This window comes from Glycocaulis sp. (assembly GCF_052168375.1).
Taxonomy (GTDB): Bacteria; Pseudomonadota; Alphaproteobacteria; order Caulobacterales; family Maricaulaceae; genus Glycocaulis.
The window spans coordinates 1-13,817 of record NZ_JBQLZR010000216.1 but is presented as its reverse complement, the minus strand read 5'-3'; the positions used below and the strand labels follow the sequence as shown (position 1 = coordinate 13,817).

The 13,817-nt window shown below is 65.2% G+C and carries 14 protein-coding genes; 4 read left to right on the top strand and 10 right to left on the bottom strand.

What is annotated here, in order from left to right:
- Positions 1 to 86: 86 nt before the first annotated feature.
- Positions 87 to 977, bottom strand: a complete 891-nt coding sequence (locus ACTS2Z_RS08655) for a hypothetical protein (RefSeq protein ID WP_442572816.1) — start codon at positions 975 to 977, stop codon at positions 87 to 89.
- A gap of 176 nt (positions 978 to 1,153) precedes the next feature.
- Here ACTS2Z_RS08655 and ACTS2Z_RS08650 point away from each other — a divergent pair, with 176 nt between their 5' ends.
- From ACTS2Z_RS08650 to ACTS2Z_RS08640, 3 genes are all read left to right on the top strand, one after another.
- A complete protein-coding gene (locus ACTS2Z_RS08650) occupies positions 1,154 to 1,714 on the top strand; it encodes a PAS domain-containing protein (RefSeq protein WP_442572815.1) in 561 nt (186 codons plus the stop codon).
- 58 nt (positions 1,715 to 1,772) lie between these two features.
- Positions 1,773 to 2,381 carry a PilZ domain-containing protein gene (locus ACTS2Z_RS08645; RefSeq protein ID WP_442572814.1) on the top strand — a complete coding sequence of 203 codons (609 nt, stop codon included), beginning with the start codon at positions 1,773 to 1,775 and terminating at the stop codon, positions 2,379 to 2,381.
- A gap of 173 nt (positions 2,382 to 2,554) precedes the next feature.
- On the top strand, positions 2,555 to 3,055 hold the full coding sequence (locus tag ACTS2Z_RS08640; RefSeq protein ID WP_442572813.1) for a DUF4339 domain-containing protein: 501 nt from the start codon (positions 2,555 to 2,557) through the stop codon (positions 3,053 to 3,055).
- 134 nt (positions 3,056 to 3,189) lie between these two features.
- On the opposite strand, the gene ACTS2Z_RS08635 is transcribed toward ACTS2Z_RS08640, so the two are convergent.
- Entirely contained in the window at positions 3,190 to 3,711 is a 522-nt protein-coding gene (locus tag ACTS2Z_RS08635) for a gamma carbonic anhydrase family protein (protein ID WP_442572812.1), read from the bottom strand.
- A 345-nt stretch (positions 3,712 to 4,056) separates the two neighbouring features.
- Between ACTS2Z_RS08635 and ACTS2Z_RS08630 the strand changes: the two genes are divergently transcribed.
- Positions 4,057 to 4,809 carry a PhoH family protein gene (locus ACTS2Z_RS08630; RefSeq protein WP_442572811.1) on the top strand — a complete coding sequence of 251 codons (753 nt, stop codon included), beginning with the start codon at positions 4,057 to 4,059 and terminating at the stop codon, positions 4,807 to 4,809.
- An 86-nt stretch (positions 4,810 to 4,895) separates the two neighbouring features.
- Here ACTS2Z_RS08630 and ACTS2Z_RS08625 read toward each other — a convergent pair whose 3' ends face one another.
- From ACTS2Z_RS08625 to ACTS2Z_RS08590, 8 genes are all read right to left on the bottom strand, one after another.
- Complete coding sequence (locus ACTS2Z_RS08625; protein WP_442572810.1) at positions 4,896 to 5,645, bottom strand: outer membrane protein; 750 nt, start codon at positions 5,643 to 5,645, stop codon at positions 4,896 to 4,898.
- Positions 5,646 to 5,810: 165 nt separating this feature from the next.
- A complete protein-coding gene (locus ACTS2Z_RS08620; RefSeq protein WP_442572809.1) occupies positions 5,811 to 7,373 on the bottom strand; it encodes an ABC transporter permease/substrate-binding protein in 1,563 nt (520 codons plus the stop codon).
- On the bottom strand, positions 7,373 to 8,140 hold the full coding sequence (locus ACTS2Z_RS08615) for an ABC transporter ATP-binding protein (RefSeq protein ID WP_442572808.1): 768 nt from the start codon (positions 8,138 to 8,140) through the stop codon (positions 7,373 to 7,375). Before ACTS2Z_RS08615 ends, ACTS2Z_RS08620 begins: the two co-directional genes overlap by 1 nt.
- 12 nt (positions 8,141 to 8,152) lie before the next feature.
- Complete coding sequence (locus tag ACTS2Z_RS08610; protein ID WP_442572807.1) at positions 8,153 to 8,380, bottom strand: DUF3126 family protein; 228 nt, start codon at positions 8,378 to 8,380, stop codon at positions 8,153 to 8,155.
- An 89-nt stretch (positions 8,381 to 8,469) separates the two neighbouring features.
- Positions 8,470 to 9,285: a serine O-acetyltransferase gene (cysE, locus tag ACTS2Z_RS08605; protein ID WP_442572806.1), complete on the bottom strand. Its 816-nt coding sequence runs from the start codon at positions 9,283 to 9,285 to the stop codon at positions 8,470 to 8,472.
- On the bottom strand, positions 9,272 to 9,913 hold the full coding sequence (locus tag ACTS2Z_RS08600) for an NUDIX domain-containing protein (RefSeq protein WP_442572805.1): 642 nt from the start codon (positions 9,911 to 9,913) through the stop codon (positions 9,272 to 9,274). Before ACTS2Z_RS08600 ends, cysE begins: the two co-directional genes overlap by 14 nt.
- 39 nt (positions 9,914 to 9,952) lie before the next feature.
- Positions 9,953 to 13,057, bottom strand: coding sequence for an efflux RND transporter permease subunit (locus ACTS2Z_RS08595; RefSeq protein WP_442572804.1), 3,105 nt, complete (start codon positions 13,055 to 13,057; stop codon positions 9,953 to 9,955).
- Positions 13,054 to 13,817: efflux RND transporter periplasmic adaptor subunit (locus tag ACTS2Z_RS08590; RefSeq protein WP_442572803.1), on the bottom strand; the 764-nt coding region annotated here is incomplete at its 5' end. The genes ACTS2Z_RS08590 and ACTS2Z_RS08595, both read right to left, overlap by 4 nt.

The following is a 13,817-nucleotide window of genomic DNA, read 5'->3' as shown; positions in this document are numbered from 1 at the left end:
GTCATCCGTTCCCGTGTGAAAAAAAAGGCCCCGGAAAAATCCGGGGCCGGTCAGGTGGGGTGTGTATGTGTGTGCCCAAGGCGGCGTCAGTGATACCCGCCAACCCCGCCATCGAGCATCAGGTTGAGGCTGGTGGCGGTACGGCGCGCCGTGCGGCGCTCCGTCATCGCGGTATAGCGTTCCTCATAGCGGACATAGACTAGGCGCACGCCCGGCCCGTAAAGGCGCAGGAGCGAGCGCTCATTACAGTCACGTGCCGCCTCGGCAGGGGCGCAGAACACCTCGCCGCCGCGGCCATAACGCAGCGCATCGCCGCGCTGGCACTGGATGATCTCGCCATTCTCGAAATGGTCCTCGCCCCCTTCCAGCCGCTCGCCGAGCGTGGCCTGCAGGGTCGTTCCTGCCATGCAGCGGAAAATCTCGCCCTCGAAGCCTTCGCGCACGCGTTCGTCCCGTTCAGGGCGTGAAGCCGGGTGCGGCGTGCCCCGGTCGTCGATGCAGACGGCGCGCACGACGCGCCAGCCCTCGACGATGCGGGTGCGGGTCTCTTCTTCCATCTCGTACTCGTCCGCGAGCGCAAGGCCCGCAATCGCGGTCGCTGCCGGAGCCACGCCGCGCGAGATGAAGCCGCCACCGCCGCCATAGACGATGGTGGTGTTATTGGCCGACGCACCGGCAACCGCCATCGCGCTGGCGCTCGCGGCGGCAGACGCGTTCACGTTCACATTGATCTGGTTGTTCAGATAGACGCCGCCGACATGGATGCGCGGTCCCCCGATATGGATGGACGGCCCGCCAATGCGGATGGAAGGCGTGCGCACCTGCGGGCCATGCCCGTGCTGGCAGCAATGATGGCTGGGCGGCGGCGGGGATACCGGCGTCGGGGCATGGTGCTGCGCGGCGGCAGCCGCTGCACTGGCAAAGGTCGCCGCGATCACCGCGCCGAGCACTTTTGCGTATCGAGTTGAAACGCCCATGGGTCACTCCCGTCTGTTTGGACACCGCTTCGCAAGAACGATGCCGGATGACAGGACAGGGAGGATGACAGAGTTGGCAAGCCGCTTGCAGTCCCCTGCCCCGACCGGAGCGCGGATGTCCAGAAGCAGGACTTCAGACCGCCCGCTTCCGCCACGAGATGAAGGACGGGCTGGCGATGCGCCACGAAAACACGAAAACGCTTTTCGCGTACTGGGATGCGCGCCGGCTCGGCCGGTCAGCGCCCACGCGCGGAGACATTGCGCCGCGTGATCTGGCAGGGCTCTTAAGCCACCTTTTCATCCTGCGCCGCATGGACCGGGACCATCACATCTTCCGCCTTGCAGGCACCTCGCTGTGCCAGATGCACCAGCGCGAATTCAAGGACCAGAACTTCCTTGGCCTCTGGCGCGGCCATGACCGCCAGCACATGACGGCTTTGGTCGAGGGCGCGCTCAGCGTTCCGGCTCCGGCCTGCGCACTGGCCGATGCCGTCTCGATTGACGGACGGTCCGTAGAGGTGGAAGTGGCCCTTCTCCCCTTGCGCGGACCTGAAGGGTGGGTCGACCGGTGCCTGGGGCTTTACCAGCCCTTGCAGGGCCGCAGCCTTGATGGCCGCCCGGCAGTGCGCCATGTGCTGAAAGAGCTGCGCCCGGCGGTCGAGCCGGAAAACTCCGTCCAGATCTTCCGGGGGCTTCGCGAGACACGCGTGCCTGCCCGCGCAGCAAACGACTTCTAGCTAATCCAAATTTTAACCGGCCCTGGCGTAGGCTTGTCTCCTGAAACACGAGGCAGGCATGGACCATGTCACCGATCTGAGCGTGCGCCTGGACAAGCGCAAGATACGCATCGCGGCGGCTGGCGCGCAGGAGCAGCGCCGCCATCGCCGTGTGCCCTTGCGCCTGCCCGGCCGTTTCCTCGATCCCGTGCGAGGCGAATTTGCCTGCATGCTGGTGGATATCTCGCCCGGCGGCGCGCGCCTCGCGGCAGAATCCCCGCCTGCTCTGGGAGAGCGCGTTGTGATGCTGCTCGACGGGCTGGGCCGGGTGGAAGGCGATGTGGTGCGCGCCGGAGCCAGAGGCTTTGCCGTGCGCTTCAATGCGACACAGCGAAAGCGTGACCGGCTGGGCGATGCCATCACCTGGCGTTTCAACATGGAACGCCTAGGCCTTGAAGAAGACCGCGCTGCCCCCAGAAAGCCCGGAACAGGCAAGGTAAAGGTGCGTCTGAAAGACGGCGTGCTGATCCAGGCTGATCTCGTCGATGTGTCGATTTCCGGCGCGGCTTTCGCCTGTCTGGAGCGCCCGCGCATCGGCGAGCCTGTCTCTGTGGGAGACCTGAAAGGACGGGTGACTCGCTGGCTGGACAACGGCTTCGCGGTAGCGTTCGATCCTCCCCGGAGTTGAGGCGCCACCAGCGCCTTGCTGCCATTCGCGAGGGGCGGGAGGCAGAAAAAGTCACGAATGTGGCCCATGATCCTGCCAACCGGCCTGAATCTTGCCGTAAGCCCTGCATAGTCTCCTTTTTAGAGAGGCTTGGATGGAGTGTGACCCCAATGCCGCGGGATGATGGAATTGCGATGTCCTGGTTTGTGAAAGTCGATGGCCGCGTCTACGGACCCTACACGGGCGCACAGATGCGCGCCTTTGTAACGGAAGGGCGTATTGCCGGTCACTCGATCGTGTCGCAAAGCCGCGAGGATGGCTGGGAAAACGCCTCCGACGTGGCCCAGTTCAAGGCCTGGCTGGACGAGGCACGCCGCACGCCGGGCACCAAACGCGCGGCGCCGACCGATGCGCGCACGGCCAATTTCGTGGTCATCGCGACGCTATCCGATGACAGCCGCGCCGGATTCGAGGCGGCGCTGAAGGATTTCGGCGATGCGGAGAACATTTCCACCGGCGTCTGGCTCCTGCGCGCTCCGGCGACGGCGGCCACGCTGCGCAATGAACTCAGCCATTTGCTGGCCCGCGAGGACAAGCTGATCGTGGTCGACGCCTCGCGCGACCGCACCGCCTGGTTCAATTTCGGCCGCGAGACCGACCAGCGCATCCGCGAGCTCTGGGGCCGCCCGCAATAGCAATTGTCAGCTCCGCAGCCCATCCGGGCTGCGATGTTTCGCGAGAAGTCGCGGGCGGCCTTTGGCCTTTCGAGCCGCAATGCGGCCCGCCAGCGCGTTCGCGCGCTTCAGAGCGTTGGCCTGGCTTCTCCTTCTCAGATTTCCCGCAAGCCATTGGCGAAGCGCTGGGCATTGGCGACATAATGGTCGGCGCTCGCCTTGAAGATATCCGCCATGCCGGGTTCGAGCGTTTTCACCACCTTGCCCGGCGAGCCAAGCACCATCGAGTTGTCGGGTATCTCCTTGCCCTCGGTGACGAGTGAGTGGGCGCCGATCAGGCAGTTCTTTCCGATCTTCGCGCCATTGAGCACCGTCGCGCCAATGCCGATCAGCGAATAATCGCCGATCTCGCAGCCGTGCAGCATGGCCTGATGGCCGACGGTAATGCCCTTGCCAAGACGGGTCGGCTTGCCCGGATCGGCATGGATGACCGTGCCGTCCTGGATATTCGTGTCATCGCCAATGATGATGTCCTCGACATCGCCGCGCAGCACAGCGCCGAACCAGACCGACACATTGCGGCCAAGGCGCACCCGGCCGAGCACGCTGGCTCCGGGCGCGATCCAGACCCCTTCAGAGATATGGGGACGCACCCCGTCCAGCTCGTATACGCCCATTTTTCGTTCCTTCCTGCTCGCTTCGTCGGCACATGTGGCGAAACCGCATCGTGAGAGATGTGAAGTTTCCGCGACGGGCTGACTCATACTTCGTCAACTGTCTTAACATGAGACTGTAGATGCGATTCGAGAGGGGAACAGTCGCGATACGCGGCATCTTCGCATCGGTCGTGAGGGACAACCGCTTTTGCATGGAGGCTTCGGCAAAATGCCGTATGCACCCCCAAGGCCCGACCCGGAAGGACCGGAACTGCCGGCCGCATCTGCCCTGTCTCGCTTCTATCGCTTCTGTCCGCCCCTTGTGCACCCGCGCGAGGGGTTTTTTCTTGTCCGGAGATCGCCATCATGAGCAAGCGCACCGCAAAACGCCGTCAGGGCGGGTTCAATGCCGAGCACTATGAGGAAGAGAAGGTCCGCGCCCTCTTCCCCGGCACCAACTGGTCTCCGGATGACCGGGAACCCATGCGTGACCAGCGCTATATCAAGTCTGTAAAGCCGCGCTCCGAGGGCCAGGCCCGCCTGATGGACGCGATAGACGCGCACAACCTGATCATGGCGATGGGTCCGGCCGGTACGGGCAAAACCTATCTTGCTGTCTCCAAGGCCGTCGATGCGCTGGAAAGCGGTCAGGTCGGGCGCATCGTTCTGTCCCGCCCTGCTGTCGAGGCTGGCGAACATATCGGCTTCCTGCCGGGTGCCCTGGAAGAAAAGCTCGCGCCTTACCTGCGCCCGCTTTACGACGCACTGGCCGACCGGCTTAGCCCGAAACGTCTCAAGGCGCTGATGGCCGAAGGCCTGATCGAGATCGCGCCCATTGCCTACATGCGCGGACGCACGCTCAACAACGCCTATATCGTGGTCGACGAGGCGCAGAACTGCACCTATGGCCAGCTGAAAATGCTGCTGACGCGTCTGGGCTGGAACTCCACCATGGTGGTCACCGGCGACCCGGCCCAGACCGACCTTTTGCCCGAACTTTCCGGCCTTGCCGATATCTGCGCCCGGCTGGAGGAGGTGAAGGACGTCGCAGTCGTGCGCCTCGAAGCCAAGGACATCGTGCGCCACCCGCTCGTCGCCTCGATGCTCGACGTGCTGTAGGCAGCAAACGCAGAGCATGAAAGGCACGAAGGCCCCGGACAGAGGATGCCGGGGCCTTCACTGCCTCAAACTGGCGCGTGAGCTTGCTAGAAGCGGTAGTTCACACCGGCGCGGATCACATCGAAGCGGGTATCGATGGTGGCGCGGCCGATCGTGCCGTCCGAGTAGCTGGTGTCGAAATTGCCGTCACCCAGATCGACGCGCGCATATTCGGCCCGCACGGTCCAGGCATCCGTCAGACCCCATTCCGCGCCGGCACCATAGGTCCAGCCCGTCAGATTGCTGCTGGCGCTGTCGGTGACTTCACCAGCGCCGACCCGGTAATTGCGGTCGAAATCGACCCGGCCATAGGCCACACCGCCCGTCGCGTAGAGCAGGATGCGGTCAAGCGCGATACCGGCGCGGGCCCGCGCCGTGGTGAAATAGTCGACCTCAAAGTTCAGATCGGTAAAGCCGTCAGGATTGTTCACCGCACCGCCCGGCGCATTCGGGATGGAGATGGACGAGCTGATCTCGGAGAGCTGCACATCCACCTCACCGCCCAGCACGATCATGCCCGACTGCCAGTTATAACCGGCCTGGATACCGCCCACTGTGCCGTCACCTTCAAAGGTGCGCAGGGTGGGGAAGGTGCCGCCAGCGAGCACGCCGGGGAAGAAGGTCGTGGAGCCATCGACCTCCAGCGCCGCATCGAGATCAAACTCCGCGTCATGGCCCTGACCGGCATTGATGCCGAGATACGGGCCCGACCAGTCATAGTCGTATTGCTGGGCGCTGACAGACGGGGCGAGAAGGGGAAGCGCGGCGACAGCCGCGAGGAAACCAAGTTTTTGCATCAGTATGCCCTTTTTGAGTTCTGCTACCGCGTTCGGGGAGCGCGGTGTCACTGATGCCCAATCCGATGCTTCCAACGCATGCACGGCCCGCAACGATGCATGCCCGCCTGCGGGCGCTGGCGGACCTGTCACTGTTTTGCAACAGAGGTAAAAGCCGGCCGCGGCTCAGGAGGGCGGCAGGGCCAGCGTTTCACGCAGCTGAAGGACGGCCTCGTCCACCGGGCGGCGCTCCAGATCGACCACCGCATTGGCCTCGCGCATGGTTTGCGCATCTATGGCGCCCAGAAGCGGCGCCAGCGCCCGAATTATCGCTGGCCTTTGCAAGGCGGCAGGCGAGATCAGGACCAGCGCATCATAGGGCGGCAGGATGGCCGACGGGTCGTCCAGTATGACCAGATCGAAGGCAGAGATACGCCCGTCTGTTGTGTAGGCCGTGATGGCACTGACCTCGCCATCGCGCACCGCGCCATACATGAAGGTGGAATCCATGGCGCGGGTACGCGCCGCCTGAAGCGCATAGATATCGCGCAAGGAAATCCATTCGGAACGGGCGAAGAATTCGGAATCCGCACCGATGGACAGGTCCGGCAACCCCGCAAGATCCCCTATGCGGGACAGCGAGTGGCGCTCTGCCTCATCCCGGCTGACAGCAATGCCGTAGGCGTTTTCAAACCCAAGCGCGCCCAGCACCAGCACGTTGTGACGGCTCCACATCCAGCTGGTGATCTCGGCCAGCATGACCGGACGCGGCGGCATGTCCTCGCGCGCCATGATGGTCGCCCACAGCGTGCCCGAATAGTCGACATAGACGTCGATCTCGCCGGTCACGAGGGCGTCGAAGGCAACCGTCGAGCCCAGATTGTCCCGCCGGCGCACTAAAGCGCCCGCATCGGCCAGCACCGACTCCATCAGGCCGGCGAGAATGTATTGCTCGGTAAACGCCTTGGCCCCGATCACCACCGGTTCGCCGCCAAACCCGCTGGCCGCCGCGTCAGACGCCGCGCGGGCATCCCGCGCATCCGTGCGTCCGGCCAGCAAGCCTGCAGGCACCAGCGCCAGAGCGGTAATGACGGCAAGTCCCGCACCAGCGAGCAGTGCCCTGCCCGCATGGCGGCGTGCAGCCGCGCTTTCCATCAGCTTCAAAAGGGCATCAATGATGAGGGCGGAAAGCGCCGCAGCCACGCAGCCGAAGATGACAAGCGTCCAGTTGCGCGTCTGCAGGCCGGAAAAGATGTAATTGCCAAGCGATGCGGCGCCGACAGGCGTGGCGAGCGTCGCCGCCCCGATCACCCAGACAGAGGCGGTGCGTATGCCCGCCATGATGGTCGGCAGCGCCAGCGGCAATTCTACCCGCACAAGGCTCTGCACCTGTGTCATGCCAACGCCGCGCGCCGCCTCGCGCACGACAGGGCTCACGCTGCGAAGGCCGACTATCGTGTTCCTCAGGACCGGCAGGATGGCATAGAGGGTCAGCGCCGCGAAGGCGGGCAGGAAGCCGATCCGTCCGCCCAGCAGAGGCACCATAAGAGCCAGGAGGGCGAGCGCGGGAATGGTCTGGAAAATGCCTGCAATCGCCAGGGATGGGCCCGCAATGATGCGGTTGCGCGCCGCCAGAATGCCAAGCGGCAAGGCGATCAGAAGCCCGCATGCCATCGCGCCCAGCGACAGGCGCAAATGCCCGCCCAGCAATTCGGGCAGCATGGAGAGCGGCTGGGCCAGCGTATCCATCAGCTTTGCCTCGAAAGGGCGGCCACCCGCTCTGCTTCCAGCCGGGGCGTCGCCAGCAGGGTTTCCACGTAAGGGTCGGCAGGCGCATTCAACAGCTCGGCGGGTGTGCCGATCTGTATGATCCGCCCGGCCCGCATCACGGCAATGGCATCAGCGAGCAAAAGCGCTTCTGCCATGTCATGGGTAACGAGGATGGCGGCAAAGCCAAGACGCTCACGAAGCGCCTGCACATCCTCGCGCAGGCTGTCGCGCGTCAGCGGATCGAGCGCCCCGAAGGGTTCGTCCATGAGCAGCAGGGGCGGCTCTGCGGCAAGCGCACGGGCGAGGCCCACGCGCTGGCGCTGGCCACCGGACAGCTCTGCCGGATAGCGGTTACGGAACTGGGCAGGGTCGAGCTGGACAAGTTCCAGAAGCGCTGGCACCCGCGCCCGCGTATCGGCTTCGCTCCACCCCGCGAGGCGGGGCGTGACGGCGATGTTTTCAGCAACGGTGAAGTGGGGAAACAGGCCATCGCCCTGCATCACCCAGCCCATGCGGCGGCGTAGCTGCACCGGATCCAGCCCGGCAATATCCTCGCCCTTGAAGCGCACCGTGCCGGAGCTTGGCTCCAGCAGCCGGTTGATCATCTTCAGCGTGGTGGTCTTGCCGCAACCGGACTCGCCCACCAGCGCCAGAAGTTCGCCTTCGGCCACGCCAAAGCTGACCGCATCGACGGCCCGTATGCCGCCCGGAAAGAGTCTGGTCAGCGCCTGGGCGTCAAGGACCAAGCCGCAATCGCCCTACATCTCGTCGAGATCGATATCGAGAATGGTGATCTCGAAGGAATAGGAGGTCTCGCCCTCATCGACATTCTTCGACACCACGCCCAGGCACTCCGCGCCCAGATAGATCTCGGCGCATTCGTCCGGACGCTGGCGCATCTGCACTTTCAGTTCCGGATTCAGGCGCTTGCGCAGGAAAGCCTCAACCTTGCTGGCTTCGGTGTGATTGAAAACGGTCTGGGCCACGGCTCTTCCTAGCCTCCTTCAAAATTTCAGTGTCTGGATTCGCAAGACTGTGCGGATTTGGCGACACCCTACCCGGCGGCGGCGCGCAATCAATCGGGAAGGCTGTGATCCATGGTGCGGGCAGGTTCGGCGCAGCAGCCACCCACCGGCTTGGCCGGAACACCGGCCACCGTGCAGCGCGCAGGCACATCGGCCAGCACCACCGAACCGGCGGCAATGCGGGCATGGTCGCCCACGCGGATATTGCCCAGCACCTTGGCTCCGGCCCCGATCAGGACTCCCTTGCCGATCTTGGGATGGCGGTCGCTTTCCTCGGCGCCTGTCCCGCCAAGGGTCACCTCGTGCAGGATGGAAACATCATCACCCACGACCGCCGTCTCGCCGATCACGACGGAGCTCGCATGGTCGATCATGATGCCCTTGCCGATGCGCGCAGCCGGGTGGATGTCGACGCCGAAAAGCTCGCTGACACGCCCTTGCAGGTGGAAGGCGAGGCTCTCGCGCCCCTGCCCCCAAAGCCAGTGGGCGATGCGGTAAGCCTGCAGGGCCTGGTATCCCTTAAAGTAGAAGAAGGGCTGGAGCAGCGAGCGGCAGGCCGGATCACGTTCATCCACCGCCAGCATGTCGGCGGCGGCGCTCTGCACGATGCTGGCATCGGCGCCCAGCGCCTCCGTCACCACATCATGAACCAGCATGGCATCAAGCTGGCCATCGGCGAGCTTCAGCGCAATGCGGTGCGCCAGCGCTTCGCCAAGGCCCTCATGGCGCAATATCCCGGCATTCACGAGGCCTGCGAGCATGGGCTCACCAGCGGCAACGGACGCCGCCTCCAGGCGCAGCCGGTTCCACAGCGCGCGAATATCGCTGTCCTGTCTCAAAGGTGTGGCGGCATCAGCGGGAGCCATCGCTCAAATCCTTTCCGGCCGGACCCAGTATCATCCGGCAAACCGCCGGCGGCAGCTCCCCGTGTCTGGCCATGTAGTCGGCCTTCAGCAGCATTGCCAGCGTGAAGGCGTCCCGGATACGTCCGTCCATAGCCTCACGCAGCGCTTCGGCAAAGGGCACGCGGCGGGTTTCGATGTCCTCGGTGCCTTCCGGTTCGGCTTCGCCTTCGGCCAGATCCCAGGCGATGAAGGCAACCGCGCGCTCGTCGGTAATGGAATTGGACATGTCGAGCTGGAGAAACTCAAGCCACTCGGCGGCCTGCAAGCCGGTTTCCTCAGCCAGTTCGCGTTTGGCACTATCCAGCGGTGCCTCGTCCATCGACCCCCCGCCTTCCGGCAATTCCCAGCTCCAGCAATCCAGCGCGAAGCGGTACTGGCCGACCAGCATGACCGTGCCGTCAACAAAGAGCGGCAGGACGCCGATGGCGAGCTGCCTCGGCTCCATCACCCCGTATAGGCCAGGCTTCCCGTCAGGACGGGTGACATCGTATTCGCGCACCCGCATCCACGGATTTTCATAGACCAGCTTTTCACCGTGAATGGTCCAGGGTCCGCGGGCCGTGCCGCCTGAGCGCTTGCGTGCAGCCATGAAGGGCGTTCCTCGTGCCATCTGCCTGACGGGTATCGCTTAGCGCGCCGTACTGGCCACCGGCAAGGGGCGCACACCGGCACTGCCAAGGCGCACAAGCAGCACAAACGCCGCCGGGGCAAAGATCAGCGCCAGCATGGCCGAGCCGGCAACACCGCCTGCAACGGCCGAGGCAAAGGGCAGCCAGAACGGATCGCCCTCGATCAGCAGCGGTGCAAAGCCGCCAATGGTCGTGAGGGTCGTTGCCAGAATGTGGCGGGTCGCATCCATCACGGTCTCGCGGATGGCTTCGGGATCGCCCTGCAGCGCCTCTGGCGAGTTTCGCAAGGCCGACAGCACCACAATAGTGCCGTTGATGGAGAGACCCACCAGCCCCATCGAGCCGACAATCGCGTTGAAGCCGAGCGGCGTTCCGAACAGCCAGACCCCGAAGAGCGCGAGGCCCACCGACAGGAAGCCGGTCACGAACACCACGCCCGCATAGCGGAAGGAGTTGAACGCCAGTACGACCGATCCGACCATCAGGATGAGGAGCGGAATGGCCGTGGACATGAGGTCAGCCGTCGCCTCCCCCTGGCTTTCCGCCTCACCGCCAATGACCAGCCGGTAACCCGGCGGCATCTCGATGCCTGCGGCATCAAGGCGGGCAAAGAAGGTCTCCAGCACAGGCGCGGGCAACACGAAGGGGGAGAGATAGCCATAGACGGGGTTCGCCCGCTCGCCATCGATCCGGATGATGGAGGCGGTCTGTGGCACCAGCGTCAGATCCCCCAGCGCACCGACCGTGCTCATCGCGCCGCGTCCGGTGCCTGCCAGCGGAACGGCAGAAATATTGGCTGCCGCCTCGCGCCGCTCTGACGGGCCGATAACGCGCACCGGCAGCACCTCGACGCCTTCGATCACAGTGCCGCCCAGCACACCGTCAAGATCAGCGCGGACCCGGCCCGCCACGTCGCCGAGGCGCAGACCCGCCAGCGCCGCAGACGCCTCATCGGTTGAAAGCCGCGCAACCGGCTCGCCCAGCAACAGCTGCGCCTGTGTGTAGGTAACGCCCGGCGTCGAGGCGAGGACGCGGCGTATGTCCTGCCCCAGCGCATCCAGCACGGCGAGTTCCGGCCCGATGATCTTCAGCTCGATGGGCGCCGGTGTCGGCGGCCCCTGCTCGAACGGTGTCGCCAGCACCATGGTGTCGGGAAATGCTTCGCGGGCGCGGGCCTGGAAGTCCTGCGTGATGGCGCGCGTGGCATCGGGCGAGCGCGTGCGGACCCAGCCCGCAGCGTAGTTGGGACGGCCGGCCTGGCCCCGGCGCATGTTGTAATAGACGCGGGGGCTGGAGCCGCCGAGCACCCAGCCGACATCTTCCACGCCTTCATACTCACGCAGCATGGCGGTGACGGCTTCGGTGCGGCGGCGCGTTTCTGCCATGGAGACGCCAGAGGGCAGCGTCACCGAAATCTCGAACATGTCCCGCTCGGTCGGCGGGAAGAATTGTGAGGGAAGCGTCGAGACCGCCAGAAAACCGGTCACGGGCAGGATGATCGCCAGCACCATGCCAATGGCAGGCTGGGCAATCACGGCGTCAAGCAGGCGCCGGTATAGCCCCGCCAGCGGGCGTGAGCGCAGGCCATCGCGCCAGAAGGGACGCGCGCCCTCCTCACCCGTATCGTGATCATCAAACCAGGCGGCGAGCGCAATGATGACGGTGAAGGCGAGCGCGAACGAGGCGGTGACGGCGAAGATCACCGAAACACCGATCATGGAGATGAACTCACCGGCAGACCCCGGCATCAGCGCAATCGGCGCAAAGGCAAAGACGGTCGTCGCCGTAGAGGCAAGCAGGGGGGCGAAGAGCGTGCGGACGGCCTTGTCGACCGCTGCCATGCGGTCAAGACCCCGCCGCCGGAGCAGGCGGTAATCGTCAACCACCACGATCGCATTGTCGATCAGCAGGCCGAGCGCGACGACGAGACCCGTCACCGACATCTGGTGCAGCGGCTGGCCGTAGAGATTGGTCAGCACAAGCACCAGCAGGATGGTAAGCGGCAGGGCCGAGCCGACAATCAGCGCGGAGCGCCAGCCCATCATCACGAAGAGCACGGCAAAGACGATGAGCGCGGAATAGCCCAGATTGATCGCCAGCCCGTTCAGGCGGCGCTCGACATAATCGGTCTGGGAAAAGACGATCTCGACATCGAGACCGGGTACGCTCTGCTCGAAGGTCTCGACCGCCCGTGCTGCCTCGCGGCCCCAGGTGTCGACGCGCCGGTCGGGCTGGATGAAGGCGGCCACCAGAATGGACCGCGTATCGTTGAAGTAGGCCTGCGTGGCATCGGGCTCGCGCCGCGCCCGCTCGACAGTGGCTATATCGCCCAGGCGGATGAAGCCCTGCCCTTCGCGACCGCTCAAGGCAACGTCACGCACGCGGTCAAGGGAATCAAACGCGCCATCAACCTCGACGGTGAAATCATAGCCCTCACCGGCAAGCCGGCCGGCAGGCGCGCGCGCATCGGAGCGGGCAAGCAACATGGCCACATCGCTGGCATTGATGCCCAGAGCGGCAGCGGCTTCCGGGTCGAGCACGACACGGATTTCCTCCTCCGGCGCGCCAAACACCTCCGTGCGGTAGGTGGCGCCAAGGCCCCGCAGACGGTCTTCCAGCTCGCGGGCGAGGCGGCCCAGCGCGCCGATACTGGCGTCTGACCCTTCCGGCCAGGACACAGCAACGATGATGCTCGCCGCGCCCATGTATTCGCGAACGACCTCTGGCGAGCCGGCTTCGGCGGGCAATTGGCCGCGTACCGAAGCCACCTGTTCGCGTATCTTGGTCCAGGCCTGCTCGACCTCGGTCTCGCTTAAGTCCTCGCGGATGTTGAAACTGACCGAAGAGATATTGGCGCGTGAGACAGAGTTGGTTTCCTCCACCTCTGCCAGCTCCATGAGCGAGCGTTCCACCGGCTCGGACAGGAGCGCCTCGACGCGCTCCGCATCGGCGCCCGGATAGAAGGTTACAACCCGTCCGAAGCGTTCGGTGAGGTAGGGGTCTTCCTGGCGCCCCATCGTGGCGAGCGCGGCAAAGCCGGCCGCCAGCATCAGGAAGAGTACGAGGCCTGTCAGCCGCGGGAAGCGGAAAAAGAGCGTGCTCATGGGCGGGTCTGCCCGGCAGGCACGACACGCTGGCCCGGCGTCACGCGCTGCACGCCGCCTGCAAGGATCATCGCCCCGTCTTCAACCGCGCCGCGCAGATAGACCTGCCCGCCTTCGGTATGGAGAAGCTCGACGCTGCGCGGTTCGAGCGTGTAGCCCTCCCCGCCATTGGAAAGCTGGTAGACGGTCCACAGGCCACGCCGGCCCTCAGACAGTGCCGTCAGCGGCGCCCAGAAGCCACGCTCGTCAAGGCGGCCGGGAAGGACAAGGCGGGCCACTTCACCGGGAACGACACCCTGCCCGCCTGCAAGCTCGAACACGGCCTCGACCGAACGGCTGGTCGTATCAACCACGCCGGTCAGCGCGCGCAGGCGCGCCTCGACCCGGCGTGTGCCCGATTCCAGCGTATAGACTTCGCCCGGTACAAGCTGGCCGGTCTCCACGACCGGCACTCCGACGCGAAACTCCAGAACACCGTCCTCGACCAGATGGAAAAGCGGGGTTCCGGCAGCCAGCACCGCGCCCTCATCGGCATTGCGGCGCGTGATCACCCCGTCATAGGGGGCAGCGAGACTGGCAAGCTCCAGCTGGACCTCCAGTGCACGGGCAGCCGCCATGGCGGCGCTCGCCTGCGCCTCTGCAGCGCGCGCGGTTGCGCCGGCCTCATCAAGGCGCTGGGCGGAGACATGGCCCTGTTCGACCAGTTGCTGCTGGCGGGAAAGTGTCGTGCGGGCGAGCGCAGCCTGTGCCTCAGCCGCCG

Coding starts and splice junctions, on each gene's coding strand:
- ACTS2Z_RS08655 (WP_442572816.1), bottom strand. CDS start 977: ATGGGCGTTTCAACTCGATACGCAAAAGTGCTCGGCGCGGTGATCGCG.
- ACTS2Z_RS08650 (WP_442572815.1), top strand. CDS start 1,154: ATGCGCCACGAAAACACGAAAACGCTTTTCGCGTACTGGGATGCGCGC.
- ACTS2Z_RS08645 (WP_442572814.1), top strand. CDS start 1,773: ATGGACCATGTCACCGATCTGAGCGTGCGCCTGGACAAGCGCAAGATA.
- ACTS2Z_RS08640 (WP_442572813.1), top strand. CDS start 2,555: ATGTCCTGGTTTGTGAAAGTCGATGGCCGCGTCTACGGACCCTACACG.
- ACTS2Z_RS08635 (WP_442572812.1), bottom strand. CDS start 3,711: ATGGGCGTATACGAGCTGGACGGGGTGCGTCCCCATATCTCTGAAGGG.
- ACTS2Z_RS08630 (WP_442572811.1), top strand. CDS start 4,057: ATGAGCAAGCGCACCGCAAAACGCCGTCAGGGCGGGTTCAATGCCGAG.
- ACTS2Z_RS08625 (WP_442572810.1), bottom strand. CDS start 5,645: ATGCAAAAACTTGGTTTCCTCGCGGCTGTCGCCGCGCTTCCCCTTCTC.
- ACTS2Z_RS08620 (WP_442572809.1), bottom strand. CDS start 7,373: ATGGATACGCTGGCCCAGCCGCTCTCCATGCTGCCCGAATTGCTGGGC.
- cysE (WP_442572806.1), bottom strand. CDS start 9,285: ATGGCTCCCGCTGATGCCGCCACACCTTTGAGACAGGACAGCGATATT.
- ACTS2Z_RS08600 (WP_442572805.1), bottom strand. CDS start 9,913: ATGGCTGCACGCAAGCGCTCAGGCGGCACGGCCCGCGGACCCTGGACC.
- ACTS2Z_RS08595 (WP_442572804.1), bottom strand. CDS start 13,057: ATGAGCACGCTCTTTTTCCGCTTCCCGCGGCTGACAGGCCTCGTACTC.